We start from the raw sequence: 17,611 nt of genomic DNA, 5'->3' as shown, positions 1-17,611 counted from the left end.
TCCATCGCTGCATGGATGGGCAATGGAAGAGCGCCTGAAGAACATCGCCCTGCTGATCGATGCCGACAACGTATCGCGCGAAGGCATCGACCCCGTGCTGAACGTGCTGGCCACGCTGGGCCAGGTGTCCATCCGCCGCGCCTATGGCAACTGGACCAAGCGCGGGCTGATGGGGTGGGACAAGACGCTGCACCGTTATGGCATCGCCCCGCACCAGCAGTTTGACCTGACCAAGGGCAAGAACGCCACCGACATGGCGATGACCATCGATGCGATGGACCTGCTCTACCGAGGCAAGGTGGATGGCTTTGCCATCATGAGCAGCGACAGCGACTTTACCCCGCTGGCTATGCGCCTGCGGCAGGACGGCGTGCTGGTCTATGGCTTTGGCAACAGCAAGACGCCGCTGGCCTTCCAGACCGCCTGCACCCGCTTCATCGAAGTTGACAAGCTGATCGCCTCCGCCGCTGCCGACGCACCCCCGCCCCAGCCGGAGGCCGAACCCGCCCCCGCCAACGGCCCGCAACCGGTCGATCCCGAAGTGGTGGCGCTGATCGGCAAGGCGTGGAAGGAAACCAAGCGCGACGAGCAGGGTTTTGCCCGCCTTGCCGAAATCGGCAAGTTCGCCAACAACCGCTCAAGTTTCGATGCCCGCAATTATGGCTATGCCACGTTGGGAGAGATGATCGGGGCCCTGCCCGGCTTCCGGACCGAACGCCGCGCTGACGGGGTCTATGTAAAACGGGTGCGATAGACCGCAGGCACCATTCGCCGCACCCCGCGTTACCCGTGCAAACACAATTGCCGGGGACCCGCCATGCACACGCCGCCAACCAAGTTCAGCACGCTGGTGCGCGTGGGGTTTGCCGCCCGCGCCGTGCTTTACATGATGCTGGGCTATATCGGCCTCACCTCCGCCGGACACCTGCAGCAGGGAACCGACGGGATTTTCGTGGCCATCCGTGAACTGCCGCTGGGCACCGCGCTGCTATGGCTCATGGTGCTGGGCTTCACCTTCTACGGCCTGTTCCGCCTTGCTTCCGCCACCTTCGACATCGAAAACCACGGCAGCGACAAGCGCGGGCTGGCGACGCGCGCCGGCCACGGCGCATCGGGCCTGGGACACCTGGCCCTGGCCTTCACCGCCTATGGCTTTGCCACCTATGACAGCGCCGGCGGCAGCGCGGCGCAGGAAGCTGCGGCGGGCCTGCTGGGGGTGACGCTGGGGGGCACTGTGCTGGGTCTGCTGGGACTGTGTTTCTTCGGCGCGGCAGCGCAGCAGGCCAGGGAAGCGATCAGCGGCTCGTTCATGGCGGATATCGCGCGCGATGCACCCGAAGTCACGCGGAGCCTTGGCACGATCGGCTATCTTGCCCGCGCGGTGGTGTTCGCCATCATCGGCTGGTCGCTGATCGATGCCGGCTGGCTTACCGGCAGTTCGGCCCGGGTTAAGACACTGGGCGAGGCGGTCCAGTCGCTGTCGGGCATGGATCCGTGGTTCACGCTGGTGTCCATCGGGCTGCTGCTGTTCGGCCTGTTCAGCCTGATCCTGGCCCGCTTCCGCATCATCCCCGAGGTGGACATGCGGACAGTGAGGAGCAAGCGCCGGGGGTGGTAGGCTAAAGGTCCGCCTGCGCAGGATTGGCTGGCGCTTCGCCCCCGTCCACGCAGGCAACGGTGCCGGTCACTGCATAGACCTCGCGGCCATAGGCATCGTCGATGGTGATGCTGCCCTGGTCGCCGTCCATCGCCAGCTTCACCACCATGGCCCGCCCGTTGTAAGTCGTCCGCGTGCCACCCGCCAATTCCAGCGAGCCGCTGTCCGCCGCAAGCCGCACCATGTCGCCATCAAGCTTCATGTATGCGTCGAGCGGGCGCACGATCAGGCGGGGGCTGGAATTGACGCCGGGCATATAGGTGCAATGCGCCCCCTCGATCCGGGCTTCGGCAATATCCTCCTCGGTAATGATCTCGGGCCGCAACTCTTCCAGTGGCGGGGGCATGGCATTGGCCGCTTCCACCGCCGCCACCTTGGCATCGTCAATCCGCTGCTGCTCCTCGGCTGAAGGCTCGGCGGCGCAGGAGGGTAGCAGCAGGATCAGGCCCAGCAGGGGTAGAGTGCGCCGCATCAGTGCCTCCCGAACAGTTTTTCGACATCGGCCAGCGACAGCTTCACCCAGGTGGGCCGCCCGTGGTTGCACTGGCCGGAACGGGGCGTGGCCTCCATCTCGCGCAACAGGGCGTTCATTTCAGCCACGGTCAGCGGGCGACCGGCGCGCACTGATCCGTGGCAGGCCATCGTCGCCAGCACGTGCTCCACCCGCTCGCCCAGCAGCAGCGATGCGCCGTTTGCTGCCAGGTCATCGGCCAAGTCGCCCAGCAGGGCCGCCGGATCGCCGCCCTTGAGCGCAGCAGGCATGGCGCGCACCAGCATGGCGTTGGGGCCAAAGCGCTCGACCTCCAGGCCATAGGGCAGGAAGGCGGCGGCGCTGTCCTCAAGCCTGTCACAGGCAACTTCGTCCAGTTCCACCACTTCGGGCAACAGAAGGGCCTGCGAGGCGGCCGCTGCCTGGCCGGTGCCAGATTCGGACCGGGCAGCGCGCAGGCGCTCCAGCACGATCCGTTCGTGCGCCGCATGCTGGTCCACCAGGATCAGCCCGTCGGGCGTTTCAGCCACGATGTAGGTATTGGCCACCTGGCCACGCGCCACGCCCAGCGGATAGTCAGCCTGTGGCAGCACGGGTTCGGCGGCAGCCTCGGCCCGCCCCAGGGGCTGGGCCGGCACCGACGCGGCATGGCTCCTCCAGGCAGCAGGAGCTTCGGCCACGCGCGCCGCGGGCGCGGACCAGTCGCGCCCCTCGAAGATCGAACGCAGGGCTGGCGGTTCGGGCGGGGCCAGAGGTTCGGCCTGCCAGCGCCCCATCGCCGCGCCATCGGGGGCCTGGACGCTGCGCCGGTCGCCGGTGGCAAGTGCCTGGCGCAGGGCCGAGACGATGAACCCGCGCACGGCCGTGGCATCGCGGAAGCGCACCTCGGTCTTGGCCGGATGGACGTTTACGTCCACCTCCTCCGGCGGCAGGTCGAGGAACAGCGCCAGCACGGCATGGCGGTCGCGCGCCAGCATCCCGGAATAGGCACCGCGCACGGCACCCACCAGTAGCCGGTCCTTCACCGGGCGGCCGTTGACGAACAGGTACTGGTGATCGGCCACGCCGCGGTTGTAGGTGGGCAGCCCCGCCACGCCGGAGAGCCGCAGTGCCCCAAAGTCTCCGTCGCGTTCGAAATCAATGGCCACGCCATTATCGGCCAGTTCGCGCGCCACCACCTGTGCGGCGCGCCCGGCCATGTCCTGCCCCGGTTGCAGGTGGAGCACGCGCCAGCCGTCATGCTCCAGCGTAAAACCCACTTCGGGCCGGGCGAGCGCCAGGCGGCGGACCACATCGAGGCAGGCGGCATATTCGCTGCGCGCCGAGCGGAGGAACTTGCGGCGGGCCGGGACGCGGGCGAACAGCCCTTCCATCCGCACGCGCGTGCCGGGTGGCAGGGCGGCAGGGCCCTCGTCCACCATGGTGCCGTGATCGACTACCCGCCGCCACCCCTGCACAGCCGCGCGGGAGCGGCTCTCCAGCGTAAGGCGCGACACGCTGGCGATGCTGGGCAGTGCCTCGCCCCGGAAGCCCAGCGTCAGCACCTGTTCGATCGCCTCATCGGGCAGCTTGGAGGTGGCGTGGCGTTCCAGCGCGAGGGCCATTTCCGGCGGGTCCATGCCGCAGCCGTCATCGGTGACCTCCAGCCGCGCCAGCCCGCCTTCCGCCAAGGATACGGAAACCTGCGTAGCCCCCGCATCGAGCGCATTCTCGATCAGTTCCTTGAGCGCGGAGGCGGGCCGCTCCACCACCTCGCCCGCCGCAATGCGGTTGACCAGGTGTTCGGGCAGGCGGCGGATTGCGGGCATGCAAGACGACTAGCGACCAGCCGCCGACATTTCGAGCCAAACGGTGTAAAAATTCACCATCTGTCCGCACAAAATTTTGGCCTTTCCCCGCGCGCCGCGCTAGAGAGCGGCTCTTCCGGCAAAACGCAGCGGCAAGGCGGCGGTTCCTACCGCTGGGCTTCGCCATAGATCACGGATTTTTCAATGGGTTCCTTTTTCTCGAAATTCTTCAAGTTCGGTTCGCGTAACATGGCCATCGACCTCGGCACGGCGAACACGCTGGTCTATGTTCAGGATGGCGGCATCGTGCTGAACGAACCCTCCGTGGTCGCTATCGAGACGATCAACGGCATCAAGCGGGTGAAGGCCGTGGGTGACGATGCCAAGATGATGATGGGCAAGACGCCGGACAACATCGAAGCAATCCGTCCGCTGCGCGACGGCGTGATTGCCGACCTCGACGTGGCCGAGGAGATGATCAAGCACTTTATCCGCAAGGTAAACGGCAAGCGCACCAGCATGCTGTCGCCGCCGGAAATCGTCATCTGCGTCCCGTCGGGCGCCACCAGCGTTGAAAAGCGCGCGATCCGCGATGCCGCCAGCAATGCCGGCGCGTCCGAGGTGTTCCTGATCCTGGAACCGATGGCCGCCGCGATCGGGGCCGACATGCCGGTGACCGAACCGGTTGGTTCCATGGTGGTGGACATCGGCGGCGGCACCACCGAAGTCGCCGTCCTGTCGCTGCGCGGCCTGGCCTATACCACCTCGGTCCGCACCGGGGGTGACAAGATGGACGAATCCATCATCAGTTACGTGCGCCGCCACCACAACCTGCTGATCGGCGATGCCACGGCCGAGCGGATCAAGAAGGATTACGGCATTGCCGTGGTTCCGGCTGACGGGATCGGCGAACAGGTGACCATCAAGGGGCGCGACCTGGTGAACGGCGTGCCTAAGGAAATCACCATCAACCAGGCGCACATCGCCGAAGCGCTGAGCGAGCCGATTGCCGCCATCGTGGAAGGTGTCCGCATCGCGCTGGAAAACACCGCGCCCGAACTGGCCGCCGACATCGTTGACCAAGGCATCGTGCTGACCGGTGGCGGCGCGCTGATCCGCGGGCTGGACGAGCACCTGCGCGACGAGACCGGCCTGCCCGTCTCCGTGGCCGAAGACCCCCTCACCTGCGTGGCGATGGGCACCGGCCGGGCGATGGAAGACCCGGTCTATCGCGGCGTGCTGATGACCGCGTGACGCGGGGCATTTTGTAAGGGAAGGGTTCGGCAGTCATGGCACCGCCGGCTGCGCACAGATCCGGCGCCAACAAGCGGGCACAGCTAGGGCTGTTCGCCGGCTATGTTGTCGCGGGCTCCGGGGCGCTGCTTGGGGCCTTCCTGCTGATCATCTCGTTGTGGAGCCCGGAGACCTTTGCCGGCCTGCGTTCGATGGCGGCGGACCTGGCCTCCCCCGCCGGCCGCGCGGGTGCCGCTGGCCGGGTGGAAAGCCGCAGCGTATTCGAGGCGATCGGCGGCTATTACCGCGCCGGCAGCCGCAATGCCGAACTGGAGCGCGAGATTGCCATTGCCCGCGTGCGCCTGGCCGAGGCCGAGGCCCTGCGGCGCGAGAATGACCGGCTCAAGGCCGTTCTGCGGGTAACCCGGGGTGAAAACCGTCCGGTGGCGGTGGCCCGCCTGATCGGCTCCACATCGTCCAGCGCGCGGCGCTTTGCCTATCTCTCCGCCGGTCGCACCCAGGGCGTGCGGGCCGGGATGCCGGTCACCTCGCCGCTGGGGCTAGTGGGCCGGGTGCTGGAAGCCGGCTCCTATTCCTCGCGCGTGCTGCTACTGACCGACAGCGAGAGCATGGTTCCCGTCCGCCGCGCTGGTGACGACGTGCTGGCCTTTGCCGAGGGCCGCGCCGATGGCCTGCTGCGGGTGCGGCTGATCAACCTTGGCATCAACCCGCTGAAGGTGGGCGACGTGTTCGTCACTAGCGGCGCAGGCGGGCTGTTCCGCCCCGGAATTGCCGTGGCCGTGGCCGTGCGGATCACCGAGGACGGGGCCATCGCCCAGCTCCTTTCCAATCCAGCAGCCAGCGACGTGGTGACGGTGGAGCCGATCTGGCAGCGGCCCGCCGTGCAGGCGCTGGAGGTGATCGACCAGGGCCTGCCGCTGCCCGGCGCCAGTGCAGACGCAGGGGCTGCGCCCGCAACCGGCTCTCCGCTCCCCATCCCTACGCCGACAGCCACGCGGACCGGTTCGCCGACGCCCGTTGCGCCTGCAACGCCTGCCGATCAGCCGCCTGCCGCTGGACCGGCGGCAGACTGATGGACCACCTCGTTCCACCCGATCAGCACGACGCGTTCGGGATCCGCATCAACCGCGACCAGAGCCCGCTGCTGGCGGGCGCGGTGCCGTGGGTGACGATTTTGCTCGCCTCGCTCGCCCCGCTCTCGCCGATCATCGCCCCTGCCCCCGTGCTGCCGCCGCTGGCCTTCATGCTGCTGGTGGCCTGGCGGCTGCTGCGCCCGCAGGTGCTGCCGCTGTGGGCGGGTTTTCCGCTGGGCCTGTTCGACGACCTCTACTCCGGCCAGCCCTTCGGCAGCGGCATCATGCTGTTCAGCCTGGCGATGATCGCCCTGGACCTGATCGACGGCCGTTTCCCCTGGCGCAATTTCCTGCAGAACTGGGGCGCGGCCTGTGCCCTGATCGTGGCCTACCTGATGATCGCCGGACTGGTATCCGGCGCCCAGCTTACCTTCGTGCAACTGCGCGTGCTGCTGCCGCAGATCCTGCTGGCAATCATCCTTTTCCCGCTTGTCGCCAGCCTGGTTGCGCTGTTCGACCGGCTGCGCCTGCTGCGCGTCAGGCGGCTGACCTGATGGCGATCGACAAGTCTCCCAACGCCAACGCGCTGAAGCAGACGTTCGACCGCCGCATGTTCGTGCTGGGCGCTGTGCAGGGCGGCGTGGGCCTGCTGCTGGCCGCGCGCATGGGCTATATCGCCGTGGGCGAGAACGAGAAGTACCAGATGGAGGCGGAGAGCAACCGGGTGAACCTCACCCTGATCCCCCCCCGGCGCGGCTGGATCCTTGATCGCCACGGCTCGCCCCTTGCCTCGAACCGCGCCGACTTCCGGGTCGACATCATCCCCGACCGGCTGGATGATGCGGACCGCGAGATTACCCTGCTCGCCTCGCTGCTGCGGCTGGACGATGTGGCCGTGGCCGACCTGCGCCAGCGTGTGGACGAAGCGCAAGGGTTCCAGGCCGTGCAGGTAGCAGCCGGCGTCTCGCTGGACGATTACGCCGCCGTCAGCCTGCGCGCGCCCGAACTGCCCGGCGTGGTGCCGCAGCGCGGCTATTCGCGCTATTACCCCACCGGTCCGGCGGTGGGCCACCTGATCGGCTATGTCGGCGCGGCCAGCCGCGAGGAATACGAGGTGGAGCCGGTGCCGCTGCTGGTCACCCCCGGCTTCAAGCTGGGCAAGGACGGGCTGGAAAAGCAGTTCGAACAGGTTCTCCGCGGCCAGCCCGGCGCGCGGCGGGCAGAAGTGACGGCGCGCGGGCGCGTGGTGCGCGACCTGGAGACGCGCGAGGACGTGCAGGGCAATTCGCTGCGCCTGACGATCGACGGGCCGTTGCAGGACTATGCCGCCCGCCGCCTGGGGCTGGAATCAGGTTCGGTGGTGGTGATGGACTGCCAGTCTGGCGACCTGCTGTGCATGTCGTCCATGCCCAGTTTCGATCCCAACAGCTTCTCCGAAGGCATCGGCCGGGTGGAATACCAGATGCTGAGCCAGGACGAGCGGGTGCCCCTGCGCAACAAGGTGCTGGGCGGCCTCTATCCCCCCGGCTCCACGCTCAAGCCGATGGCGGGCATGGCCCTGCTTGAAGCAGGGGTCGATCCGCAGGAGACGGTGGTGTGCGGAGGCGGCTATCGCCTCGGCAACCGCGTGTTCCGCTGCCTGGGCCGACACGGCCCGATGACCCTGCACACCGCCATCGCCAAGAGCTGCAACACCTATTTCTACTCGATGGCCCACAAGCACGGCTACGAGATCATCGCCGATATGGCCCGCACGCTGGGCCTGGGCGAGAAGTACGACCTGCCGGTGGCCAGCCAGAGCTATGGCACGGTCCCCGATGCCGCCTGGAAGCTGCGCCGGTTCGAGCAGGAATGGACCAATTCGGATTCGCTGAACTCGGTGATCGGCCAGGGCTATGTGCTGGCCAACCCGTTGCAACTGGCGGTGATGGCGTCCTGCATTGCCTCGGGCAAGCGCATCCGGCCGCGCCTGGTGCTGGGCCAGGGGCCGGAACCGGGCACTTTCGGCTATGATCCGGCGCATTTCGAGATCGTGCGGCAGGGCATGTGGGAAGTGGTTAACGGGGCCGGCACCGCCGTGCGCAGCAAGCTGCCGTTCGATGACATCACGATGGGCGGCAAGACCGGCACGGCGCAGGTGCGCGGCCTGTCCAGCGGCGCGCGTGGCGGTGCGGGCGTGCCGTGGAAGTATCGCGACCACGGCCTGTTTGTGTTTTTCGCCCCGGTCGACCGGCCGCGCTATGCCGGGGCCGTGGTGATCGAGCATGGCGTGGGCGGCTCGCGCTCGGCCGCGCCGGTGGCAAAGGATGTGCTCACCTACCTGTTCGATCCGCAGAAGGGCATGGATGCCCTGCACGCGCTGGAGGCAAGCTGGGGCGGCACCGCGCAGGAGCGGCTGGCATCCACCTATGCCGCCTATGCCAGCGCCGCCGCCGGAGTCCGCGTGGCACCGGAGACGGCGATGCCGGTAACCGGCCTGCGCCGGGTGGATGCTGAATCGCGCCTGCCCGCCTCACCGGCGGAAGGGGCCGAGCCCACCGAAGGCGCCGATCGCAGCGGGGGTGCAGCATGAAGGCGATGACCCTCCCCCCCTTCCTGCGCCATGTGCCCTGGGCCATGCTGGTGCCGCTGACCGCGCTGGTGCTGTTCGGCGGCGCCGTGCTCCATTCGGCGGCGGGCGGATCGATGAGCCCCTATGCCTGGAGCCACCTGATCCGCTTTGCCGTGTTCCTGGTGATGGCCTTCGCCATCTCGCTCGCCCCGCGCGAACTGGTGCTGAAGGGGGCCTATCCCGCCTATGGGCTGATCCTGCTACTGCTGGTGCTAGTGGAGATCGTCGGCAAGGTGGGCGGCGGCAGCCAGCGGTGGCTGGACCTGGGCTTTATCCGCCTGCAACCCAGCGAATTGATGAAACCCACCATCGTGCTGGCGCTGGCCTATTTCTACGGCCTGCTGCCGCCGGGCATGGTCGGGTCTTGGCGCGCCCTGGCGGGGCCCGCCGTGCTGATCGGGCTGCCGGTAGGCCTGGTTCTCCTCCAACCGGACCTGGGCACCGGCCTTGCGATTACCTTTGGCGGCATCGTAGTGCTGTTCCTTGCAGGCCTGCCGCTGTGGTGGTTCCTGGGCGGCGCGGCAGCGGCCGTGGTGGCTGCTCCGCTGGCCTATTTCTTTGCCCTGCACGATTACCAGCGCAACCGCGTGCTCACTTTCCTCGATCCGGAGAGTGACCCGCTGGGCACCGGCTATCACATCACCCAGTCGAAGATCGCCATCGGCAGCGGCGGCGTGTTCGGCAAGGGTTTCGGCAACGGCACGCAGAGCCACCTGGACTACCTGCCCGAACCGCACACCGACTTCGTCTTTGCCACGATGGCCGAGGAATGGGGCCTGGTGGGCGGCATCTTCACCCTGCTGGTCTTCGGCATCATCCTGGCCTGGGGCCGCAACGTCAGCCGCGCCGCGCCCGACCGGTTCAGCCGCCTGCTGGCCGGCGGGATGACGGCCACGATCTTCTTCTACGTGGCGATCAACCTGATGATGGTGATGGGGCTGGCGCCCGTAGTGGGCATCCCGCTGCCCTTCATGAGCCACGGCGGCACGTCGATGATGACCAACCTGATTTGCCTGGGCACACTGATGATGGTGGACCGGTGGACGCGAAAAGGTTCGTCGCAGGGCATTTGAGGGCCTTTTCAGCCGCGAAATCTCCGCTATATGCGCCTCTCCCGCTGATTCGCCGCCGCGCGGTTCTCGGGAATTCCGCTTCGCCGGAATGGACGCATAGCTCAGTTGGTAGAGCAGCTGACTCTTAATCAGCGGGTCCTTGGTTCGAGCCCAAGTGCGTCCACCACCTTCACCAGTAAATTCAGTCACTTACAACACTGCCTTCAGCGGGTCCTAGTGGCGTCATTTGCGCTAGGTAGCTATCTAGGTAGCACGCCCTTTACCAACCGATTATCCCCATCGATTGAGTTCTGGGTGGACTACCGGGAATGTTTGGAGAGGTGTCGTATTTCCCGGACGGACCAACCTGCGGTCGAACCGTAGCCGGAAAGCGGCTCCTCTCGGTTTCGTTGCGGCGATGAGCAACGTTACTGCCATTATGAATTCGGCCACTGAACAGCCGATCCAGAAGATCACCTTTGAGCGCATGCCCATCGCGCCGGCCTCGATCCGGACGACGACGCGGCGCTGGCAGTTGACCAGGTTCTCTGCCTGACCGCGAGCGCAGTAGAGCGTATCATAGATGTGCTCTCAATCTTGCATCTGGAGAACATGTCACGGCTGACCGCGTGCATGCCTCCCGCTCGCCCTGAACTTCCAGCAAGTGGTCGAACATCAGGCGATAGGCATCTCGCGGGAACAGGCTGTCGCGATAGACCAGCCCTAGCAGCGCCATCGGCTTGCGGCGCAGGGAATGGATCACGTGGCGGTAATCGACAACGTGGCCGTGCATCCCGTTCATGCCCGCGCGGCCGCGCGGCAGGGTCATGAGCCTCGTGCCGCCGATGAAGACGTCGAGGCGGTCATCATATAGGCGAACCCGCAAGCGGTGCCCGATCAGGCGGGATGGGACCGTGTAGAACACCTTGCGCAGCGTGAAGCCGCCCGAGGAAGTTACGGTCACAAGGATCTCTTCGTAGTCGGTGGTGCGCAGGTCCGGCAGAGGCCGCAGGAACTTGCGTTCGGCATCGATCCCGGGGCCGTGCCGCCGGTTGCGCGCATTTACGACCTCGTCGATGAAGCGGCGATAGTCGGCAAGGTCGGCGAAGTCGCCGCTACCGCGCAGCAGCACCGCATCCTTCACGGCAGCCTTGATATGGCCATGGGCACTCTCGATCGCGCCGTTCTCATGGGCAACGCCCCGGTTGTTCCTCGTGGGCTCCATTCCGTAATGGGCGCAGAGCGCGTCATAGCGCCTGGTCAGATCGATCCTGGCATCGGCGTCCAGATTGCGGAAGGCGGCCGAGAGGCTGTCGGTGCGATGAAGCTTCGGCGCGCCGCCTGCGGACCAGAGCGCGTTCTGCAGCCCTTCGGCCAAGGCAACGAAACTCTCGCCGCCCAGGATGACGTGCCCATGCTCGAAGCCGCCACAAGGAAGCCGGAAGTGATAGAGCAGGTGGTCCAGAGGCTGTCCGGCGATCGAAACTGCCAGATCGTCCATGCACGTAAAATCGGACAGACCGAGCCGCCCCGCCTCGTGCACTTGCCGGAAAATGACTTCGCGATCCTGCCCGTTCATGGCGCGCCAGTCGCGAATGCGCCTCTCCAGCGTTCGCCGGGAGCCGAACACCGTCTCGGGATATCGACGCCGCAGTTCCTCGAAGATCGCTATGGGCCGAAGGCCCGGAGCAGCCTCCAACATCGGCACGACCACTTCATCGAAGATACCGGCAAGGGGATCGGGCCGGCGCCGGCTGCGGTGTTTGCCGCTGTGATGGCAACCGGGCGTCCTGCAGAATCCGATAGCCCGTCGCCGGGCCGAACCCGGCCTTCGCCGCCGCCAAAGCGACGGGGTCATTACGTCTGTTGGTCATGAAAAGTCTCACCTGATGATCGTTGATGTGTCGGCCGGCCACACGCCAGGTCCTCCTCCCGGAAAACCCGATGCATAGCGGCCACCACGACCATCATAGGCACCCCGCAAAGAGCGCCTCCGGTGTGTCGGGAACGGCTACGGGCTACGCCCTCCGCCGTTCCCGACACACCGGGTTCTCATCTTGTTTGTCGCGCTTTCACACCCTGATCGTCGCGCGACACGGTGGGGCAGATCACTGGCCGAACTGTGCGACGGCTAATCCCATACTGCTTTAAATCAGCATGGCACCTTTGGATGCGGGACTTGCGGCCATCGTCCCTGCGCCCATAGACGAAGTCGTAAGACCACACATTGCGGGATATTCCGGTCGCAGGCGGGTAACCACGCTCGGTGATCTGGGGTACCGCACCGCGATTGAACTCATCGCTGAAATTGGGCTTCCCCATGGTCGCCTCCTGTCCTCAAAATTAGGATCGAAGGCGTCCAGAAATCTAGGGGCTACTCACCCCCCGACGCATCCTCACCTCCGTCAGCAGCGCTGAATCAAATCAAACCGCCATTGGCGAAGGGCTGTTGTAGTGCCCAGATAGCGCCCGATGCGTAGGAGATTATCTTTGCCCTCCCCCGTTCGGGGGGTGTGCGGCGATCAGCGGACAGCTCATAAGGAAGGGGCGACCCGGCCTCCAAGTCGCTCCGGTAATGGAGTTTCTTGAAGGTAACTCTGGCGGTGGGAGTCCGTCTCACCGCCATTTTTTACTTTCGTGTGGCTTTTTCATGTCGGCAAACCCCGGTCTGAAGGGCCACGTAGCATCGCTGATTGGGAGAACTCAAATGCGCGTCCTACTAGCCGCCGCCACCTTCGCGATCGCGCTCGCGGCAACCCCTGCCCAGGCCCGTTCGGGCTACGCCGCGTGCGTGGCGATCCAGCCGAGCAAGAACCGCCTTCTGTGGACGAATCCGGTTGCCGCCGAAGACTCGTCGATGGCGACGCTTGCCGCGAAATTCGCCGCGACGCTGCGCGACAAGAGCTATGCATCCGACCCCGAATTGTCCGAATATTGCAAATTCTTTGTGCAGCAGAAGGACGCGATGGAGTTCATCACGAGTATCCGTCGGAACCACAACGGCCCGGTAGGCCCAGGAGTGCCCTTCAGTGGCTAGCAGTCGATTTTTGCATGCGCTGCTGACAGTCGGCCTACTCGCCGTGTCGCAGGCCGCGCAGGCGCAGTGGAGCGCCGCCAACGACGAGGCCAACCGCCAGCGCATGATGGCATCGATGCGGGCGCAAGATGCTGCCAATGATCGCGCCGCAGCCGACCGGGCCTTCCAGGCCGGGCTGGAGCAGCAGCGTTCGCTGGGCAGCGGCTCGTCCTCCTCGTCTTCCTCGTCAGGATCGGGTGGCATGGGCACCCCATTGGACGGGCTGGCGGCTGCGCTTGGCAGCGGCAGTCAGTCACGCGGGGGACCGCAGTCCGTGGTCGATCGCCGCACGTACATCATCTATCAGCAGGAAACGTCCAAACAAGTGGTGGCTCGGCTGATCGCCGAGGCTGAAGGCGGCAATCCCGTAAGTGCGTGGAACCTCGGCCGGCTCTATTACACCGGATATGCCGGCGTCCCACGGGACGATGCCCAGGCGCGCCGCTGGTTTGCCACCGCGGGCGAACGCGGCCATGCCGAGGCGCTGGCCAACCTAGGCTACTTTGCGCACGAGGGGATCGCAGGTCCGCAGGACCCGGCGCTGGCACTTGACGCCACGGCCCGGGCTGCGGCTGCAGGCAGCACTTACGGCGCAGGGCTGAACGGGCTCTATCGGCTGAGCGGCCTGGCCGACGGGCAGCTGGATCCTGTTGCCGTCGCCAACCTGGAGCGGGCAGCCGATGCGGGCGAACTGTTTGCTCAGGTAGCTCTCGGTACCATTGTCTACGCACTAGGAGTAGGCACGGCGGAGAACTGGGAACGCGCGGCGCACTATTCCCGCCTCGCGGCTGAACAGGGCCACGGTCCGTCGATGACCGAACTGGCGCGGATGATGTTCGTCGGAAGGGGCGTGGCGCAAGACCAGCGGGAGGCCATCGCCTTGTTCCGTCGCGCGACCGAAGCCGGCGATCCGGCAGGCATGTCGTTCCTGGGGCAACTATACATGACCGGCCAAGGAGTGCCCAACGACGTGGCAGCGGGCCTGGAATTATTTCGCCGCGCGGCCGATCTGGGCCATCCCGAGGCGCAGGGCGTCTATGGTCTCTCGCTCATGCTGGGGCAGGGCGTGGCAGAAAACGTCCCCGAAGGTTTGCGCTATATCCGCTTGGGAGCCGCGCAGAACGATCCGCAAGCCTTGACCGTGCTGGGCAAGATGACCTTCGTCGGCGAAGGCGGCATCACAAGCGATGAGCGGCGAGGGATCGAGCTGCTTCAGGCGGCCGCGGCGCTGGGCTACCACGACGCCATCGAAACTTTGGCCATGGACGAGGTACAGCAGGCCATGCGCCGTCTGGGCATCGCGCAGACGGTGACGCCAGCGTCCGGACCTAAAGTGGGCATGGGCAGCAAACCCAAGAGGTGACGAACCGATTAGTTAACAATATGGCGGCGGGGGCATCACCCACCCCAGAAACAGACGCGTGTTTAAGGGGCTGACGAACTCAATGGTCTTAGGCCTACCTGGACGGGTTATGTTCGCAGGCCTCTGGCTTGCCCTGGCCCCGGTCGGCGTTCTTTCGCAAGAACCCCCACCCGGTTTCGTTTGGTATGTTCTGGACGTACTGAACCATACCAGCTTCGATATCGAGGACCCCACCAACCGTCCCAACCCGTTGTCGGAACCGCCTGCCGGGGTGCTCCTGCCAGTTGACGTCAGCCGGGACGGGGTCGTGGACTGGCTGATTCGCTGGCCGGAAGACCAACGGCTCTGCGGAACCGGAGGTTGTCGTCTCAGCCTGTACGTCAGCGGCGACAATCGCTACTTGCGTGTGTTCGACCGACAGGCTTGGGATCCGGACATCCGCACAGTCGGCGACGAGGTCCGACTGGAGGCTTCGTTTCACCACCTGAACTGCCTCCCGGTTCGGGAAGTTTGCCGCCTCGCCTGGGCCTGGGACCCGGCCGCCCGCAGCCTTTCCGAGCGCCCGAGTTCCGATGGCGAAGCTGTCGTCAGCGGCTTTGGCGAGGGGACCGTCGATCTCGGCGAGGTCGATGGAAGACCGAAGTTGCCGGATGATATTCCGGCGGCTGTCTTTGACAGGTATCTCGCCGGGCGTCGCGCCTGTGGCAACCCGAATGACGCCGATGCATTCACCGTCTCTTACCCAGCCGTCGCTTCGACACCGGATTTGAACGGCGACGGCCAGCGGGACTGGGTTATCGAGGCGCCCAGCTTCTGCGCGGAGCAGGCGGCTGCCGATTATGGCTACGAAGTCTGGATCTCCGACGAGACGGACGGTGCTTCCCGCGCCTTCGTCGCGGCGCCCGGTCGCTGGCCAGCATTTCAGGTAGACCGCACTCCTGCAGGGCTGCTCGACGCTCGGCCCTGTCTTGCTGGCGAGATCTGCGAAACCGTCCCCCTCGAATGGAACCGCGCCACCCGCGTATTCAGGCCGGCGTCATCGGAGAGCTTGTCGTCCCGCCCTTGACGCCTGTGAAACATGGTTACAGCCGACCTTGGCGGATCCGGAGCCGCAGCGTGGAGTGATTTATGATCCCGGCGGTAGTCCTTGCGACGACCCTCCTGATTGGCCCCGGGCTGCAGTCGGCGCCGCTTGACGAGCGGGTATACGTTCTCAGCCAGGATGAACGCTGGGGAGCTTATCTCTCGGCGCCAGACCAGACCGCCGCCGAACGTCAGAACGGCTTGGTCATGGTCTGTCTGGTTGACGCTGGACAGTTCCCTGCTGATCGACGCCTTTCTCAATGAGTATGATTGCGATAGGTCGCAATTCCGGAGGCTTCGGCAGGAGCGCTTTCGGGAGGGCGACCTATTCGACACGCGGGACTCTGAAGCAGGGCTCCGGTCCCCACACTGGCTCGAGATGGAGGGCCTGGTAATGGAAGAGGTCTGTCGAGATACCTACCTCACCCTGTCCCAGGCGGAAAGCTTTCCCACTGCTGCGGATGAATTGACCTCCGGACGTACTTCATCATGAAGTGTTTGCTCGGAATACTGTCCGTCATTATCGGACTGGAAGGTTTTTGGTCGGCGCTCCGGAACAGGCACCTGCGCGATAAGTCGGGATGGATATACGTCCGAGCGGAAAGACAGCCCCTCTACTTCTGGGTGATGACAGGGGTGTTTGCCTTGATGGTCGTGACGGGCGGTTTTCTACTGTACTTGGCCATAACGGAAATCTGGTGATTGTTTGGGAGGGTGCCGTCAGTCAAGTCGAGCAAATCGTCGCAGGTTGGATAACCCTCATGCGTAGGCAGCGGCATCAGCCAGGCCGATAGCGCGCTGTAACCCGCAGATAAAAACAGGCGCAGTGAATTCCAACTGTGCCGCCACGCACCTCCCGGCTCGTCTTCGACATCGAGGATCAGGAAATCGGCCTTGGCGCGGTTGAGGTAGTAGCCCAGCAACAGCCCCATCTGGCCGCCGCCGATAATGACAAATGCCCTGGGTCTCCATGCCCTCATCCTGGAGCCAGCGCTTGAGATCATCTTCTTTAGGCACGCCGCCAGCATGATCGGGCGAGCCTAGATCACCCCGCGCGAGCTGCTGTGTGAAAAGGGGACGCCTTTTGCAGAACTCGGGCTCGACAAACTGGCCCTGACGGACGCGCAACTAGTTGATGCGATGATGGATCATCCGGTCCTGATCAACCGGCCAGCCTCAATCTTCCATGCGGTCTTGTGACGAGCCGGGCCGTCTTGCGCTGCGAATATGCAGGGGAGTTCATTTTTGATAGCATGGAATTGTGCCATGCGTGTGCAATTGGTTTGACGATATGCCCGACGCGATCGATCGTTGGCAGTCAAGCATAAGGTCCGGCGCGTTGCCAATAGGTCATGACCACCTTTTCGCCCTGAACAACGGGCAGTCCGGCGTGGAGGCTGGCAGGATCTCGTCGGCCCGTATCATCGACGTTGCGAAAAATCACTGCGGATCCCGGCTGTGGACACACGGTGAGCCCGCAAGCGGGAAAGGCAGTGCCCCCGCCCGCTTCGGGACTTTGCAGATAGACCAGAACCGTATTCACTCGCTGCCCGCCGCGCGCGGTGTGGACTGCGCCGCCCGTGCCATCGGGGAAGGAATCGAAATGCGCCCGGTATTCCTGTCCCTTGCGATAACGCAGGATCTGCAGGCCCTCTCCATTGGCGATTGGCCAGTCGGTAAGTGCGGCCAGGCGGCGCTCCAGCCGGTCGATCAGCCCGGTTTCGGCGCCGGCCAACATCACACCGGCACTCGACCTTTCGGGATGCGGTACATTCTTCCCGCTCAATTCGTCCACCACGGTGGAGGGGTGCAAGCCCCGGTCGTGCGCATAGGCGAGCAATTCGCTGCACTCCGCAGGTGACAGCACGTTTTCGCACACGGCCACGGCAGGGCTGGCCAGTCGCATGATCACCTTGATGTCGCGTCCGTCACACCTTGCCGTTCCCATGTCGGGAACAACCGGAAGGGCGAGGGCCTGCCCTGTCAGGCCGGGTAACACCTGCCTGATTCCCGATGCAAGGGCCGCCCGTGCATCCGCCTCGTTCCACCCGGCGGCGACCATGCGGCCTTGCATGTCCCCCGGGTCACAGCCTGCGGAAAGGTTGCTGGCGATCCATTCCTGCCAGTTCGGCTCGACTCGTTGCATCTTCTCCCTTTCGGCCGAA

At 65.4% G+C, this 17,611-nt stretch carries 15 protein-coding genes, 1 tRNA gene and 2 pseudogenes; 13 read left to right on the top strand and 5 right to left on the bottom strand.

The window, feature by feature from the left end:
* Window positions 1-22: 22 nt before the first annotated feature.
* Window positions 23-754, top strand: a complete 732-nt coding sequence (locus tag GRI99_RS10905; RefSeq protein WP_160772075.1) for an NYN domain-containing protein — start codon at window positions 23-25, stop codon at window positions 752-754.
* A gap of 63 nt (window positions 755-817) precedes the next feature.
* Window positions 818-1,618, top strand: coding sequence for a DUF1206 domain-containing protein (locus GRI99_RS10900; protein ID WP_160772074.1), 801 nt, complete (start codon window positions 818-820; stop codon window positions 1,616-1,618).
* A gap of 1 nt (window position 1,619) precedes the next feature.
* On the opposite strand, the gene GRI99_RS10895 is transcribed toward GRI99_RS10900, so the two are convergent.
* A complete protein-coding gene (locus tag GRI99_RS10895) occupies window positions 1,620-2,129 on the bottom strand; it encodes a DUF6692 family protein (RefSeq protein ID WP_160772073.1) in 510 nt (169 codons plus the stop codon).
* Entirely contained in the window at window positions 2,129-3,955 is a 1,827-nt protein-coding gene (mutL, locus tag GRI99_RS10890; protein WP_160772072.1) for a DNA mismatch repair endonuclease MutL, read from the bottom strand. Before mutL ends, GRI99_RS10895 begins: the two co-directional genes overlap by 1 nt.
* Window positions 3,956-4,138: 183 nt before the next feature.
* Here mutL and GRI99_RS10885 point away from each other — a divergent pair, with 183 nt between their 5' ends.
* The 7 genes from GRI99_RS10885 (at window position 4,139) to GRI99_RS10855 (ending at window position 10,480) form a co-directional block, all read left to right on the top strand.
* The gene (locus GRI99_RS10885; RefSeq protein WP_160772071.1) at window positions 4,139-5,188 is read left to right on the top strand and encodes a rod shape-determining protein; all 1,050 of its coding nucleotides are present in this window, start codon (window positions 4,139-4,141) and stop codon (window positions 5,186-5,188) included.
* A gap of 35 nt (window positions 5,189-5,223) precedes the next feature.
* The gene (locus GRI99_RS10880; protein ID WP_160772070.1) at window positions 5,224-6,261 is read left to right on the top strand and encodes a rod shape-determining protein MreC; all 1,038 of its coding nucleotides are present in this window, start codon (window positions 5,224-5,226) and stop codon (window positions 6,259-6,261) included.
* Entirely contained in the window at window positions 6,261-6,815 is a 555-nt protein-coding gene (gene mreD / locus GRI99_RS10875) for a rod shape-determining protein MreD (RefSeq protein ID WP_160772069.1), read from the top strand. Before GRI99_RS10880 ends, mreD begins: the two co-directional genes overlap by 1 nt.
* Entirely contained in the window at window positions 6,815-8,833 is a 2,019-nt protein-coding gene (gene mrdA / locus GRI99_RS10870; RefSeq protein ID WP_160772068.1) for a penicillin-binding protein 2, read from the top strand. The genes mreD and mrdA overlap by 1 nt, the downstream gene beginning before the upstream one ends.
* Complete coding sequence (gene rodA, locus GRI99_RS10865; protein WP_160772067.1) at window positions 8,830-9,945, top strand: rod shape-determining protein RodA; 1,116 nt, start codon at window positions 8,830-8,832, stop codon at window positions 9,943-9,945. Before mrdA ends, rodA begins: the two co-directional genes overlap by 4 nt.
* Before the next feature lie 90 nt (window positions 9,946-10,035).
* Window positions 10,036-10,111: transfer RNA gene (locus GRI99_RS10860), tRNA-Lys, on the top strand.
* 231 nt (window positions 10,112-10,342) lie between these two features.
* Window positions 10,343-10,480, top strand: coding sequence for a hypothetical protein (locus tag GRI99_RS10855; RefSeq protein ID WP_160772066.1), 138 nt, complete (start codon window positions 10,343-10,345; stop codon window positions 10,478-10,480).
* Window positions 10,481-10,555: 75 nt separating this feature from the next.
* Here GRI99_RS10855 and istA read toward each other — a convergent pair.
* Window positions 10,556-11,840: pseudogene (istA, locus tag GRI99_RS10850) on the bottom strand (IS21 family transposase); the annotation flags it as partial.
* 791 nt (window positions 11,841-12,631) lie between these two features.
* Here istA and GRI99_RS10845 point away from each other — a divergent pair.
* The 3 genes from GRI99_RS10845 (at window position 12,632) to GRI99_RS10835 (ending at window position 15,429) form a co-directional block, all read left to right on the top strand.
* Window positions 12,632-12,961 (top strand): hypothetical protein, encoded by a 330-nt coding sequence (locus GRI99_RS10845; protein WP_137710442.1) that lies wholly within the window; start codon window positions 12,632-12,634, stop codon window positions 12,959-12,961.
* Between the two features lie 43 nt (window positions 12,962-13,004).
* Window positions 13,005-14,363 (top strand): SEL1-like repeat protein, encoded by a 1,359-nt coding sequence (locus GRI99_RS10840; RefSeq protein ID WP_160772065.1) that lies wholly within the window; start codon window positions 13,005-13,007, stop codon window positions 14,361-14,363.
* Window positions 14,364-14,472: 109 nt separating this feature from the next.
* Window positions 14,473-15,429, top strand: coding sequence for a hypothetical protein (locus GRI99_RS10835; protein ID WP_160772064.1), 957 nt, complete (start codon window positions 14,473-14,475; stop codon window positions 15,427-15,429).
* 631 nt (window positions 15,430-16,060) lie between these two features.
* On the opposite strand, the gene GRI99_RS10830 is transcribed toward GRI99_RS10835, so the two are convergent.
* Window positions 16,061-16,426 (bottom strand): NAD(P)-binding protein, encoded by a 366-nt coding sequence (locus tag GRI99_RS10830; protein WP_272917408.1) that lies wholly within the window; start codon window positions 16,424-16,426, stop codon window positions 16,061-16,063.
* 64 nt (window positions 16,427-16,490) lie between these two features.
* Between GRI99_RS10830 and GRI99_RS18735 the strand changes: the two are divergent.
* Window positions 16,491-16,619 (top strand): annotated as a pseudogene (locus GRI99_RS18735) (ArsC/Spx/MgsR family protein); the annotation flags it as partial.
* 145 nt (window positions 16,620-16,764) lie between these two features.
* Here the strand turns inward: GRI99_RS18735 and GRI99_RS10820 are convergent.
* Complete coding sequence (locus tag GRI99_RS10820) at window positions 16,765-17,520, bottom strand: 2OG-Fe(II) oxygenase (protein WP_160772063.1); 756 nt, start codon at window positions 17,518-17,520, stop codon at window positions 16,765-16,767.
* Between the last annotated feature and the right edge of the window lie 91 nt (window positions 17,521-17,611).

Source organism: Alteraurantiacibacter buctensis (genome assembly GCF_009827655.1).
GTDB classification, from domain to species: domain Bacteria; phylum Pseudomonadota; class Alphaproteobacteria; order Sphingomonadales; family Sphingomonadaceae; genus Alteraurantiacibacter; species Alteraurantiacibacter buctensis.
The sequence above is the reverse complement of the archived record's forward strand: the minus strand, read 5'-3'. Positions and strand labels throughout refer to the sequence as shown.

Bases quoted from the DNA above. Each gene is read 5' to 3' on its own strand.
- GRI99_RS10820 (WP_160772063.1), bottom strand. From the start codon at position 17,520: ATGCAAGGCCGCATGGTCGCCGCCGGGTGGAACGAGGCGGATGCACGG.
- GRI99_RS10895 (WP_160772073.1), bottom strand. From the start codon at position 2,129: ATGCGGCGCACTCTACCCCTGCTGGGCCTGATCCTGCTGCTACCCTCC.
- GRI99_RS10845 (WP_137710442.1), top strand. From the start codon at position 12,632: ATGCGCGTCCTACTAGCCGCCGCCACCTTCGCGATCGCGCTCGCGGCA.
- GRI99_RS10905 (WP_160772075.1), top strand. From the start codon at position 23: ATGGAAGAGCGCCTGAAGAACATCGCCCTGCTGATCGATGCCGACAAC.
- GRI99_RS10855 (WP_160772066.1), top strand. From the start codon at position 10,343: ATGAGCAACGTTACTGCCATTATGAATTCGGCCACTGAACAGCCGATC.
- GRI99_RS10880 (WP_160772070.1), top strand. From the start codon at position 5,224: ATGGCACCGCCGGCTGCGCACAGATCCGGCGCCAACAAGCGGGCACAG.
- GRI99_RS10900 (WP_160772074.1), top strand. From the start codon at position 818: ATGCACACGCCGCCAACCAAGTTCAGCACGCTGGTGCGCGTGGGGTTT.
- GRI99_RS10885 (WP_160772071.1), top strand. From the start codon at position 4,139: ATGGGTTCCTTTTTCTCGAAATTCTTCAAGTTCGGTTCGCGTAACATG.
- mutL (WP_160772072.1), bottom strand. From the start codon at position 3,955: ATGCCCGCAATCCGCCGCCTGCCCGAACACCTGGTCAACCGCATTGCG.
- GRI99_RS10830 (WP_272917408.1), bottom strand. From the start codon at position 16,426: ATGAGGGCATGGAGACCCAGGGCATTTGTCATTATCGGCGGCGGCCAG.
- mrdA (WP_160772068.1), top strand. From the start codon at position 6,815: ATGGCGATCGACAAGTCTCCCAACGCCAACGCGCTGAAGCAGACGTTC.
- rodA (WP_160772067.1), top strand. From the start codon at position 8,830: ATGAAGGCGATGACCCTCCCCCCCTTCCTGCGCCATGTGCCCTGGGCC.
- mreD (WP_160772069.1), top strand. From the start codon at position 6,261: ATGGACCACCTCGTTCCACCCGATCAGCACGACGCGTTCGGGATCCGC.
- GRI99_RS10835 (WP_160772064.1), top strand. From the start codon at position 14,473: ATGTTCGCAGGCCTCTGGCTTGCCCTGGCCCCGGTCGGCGTTCTTTCG.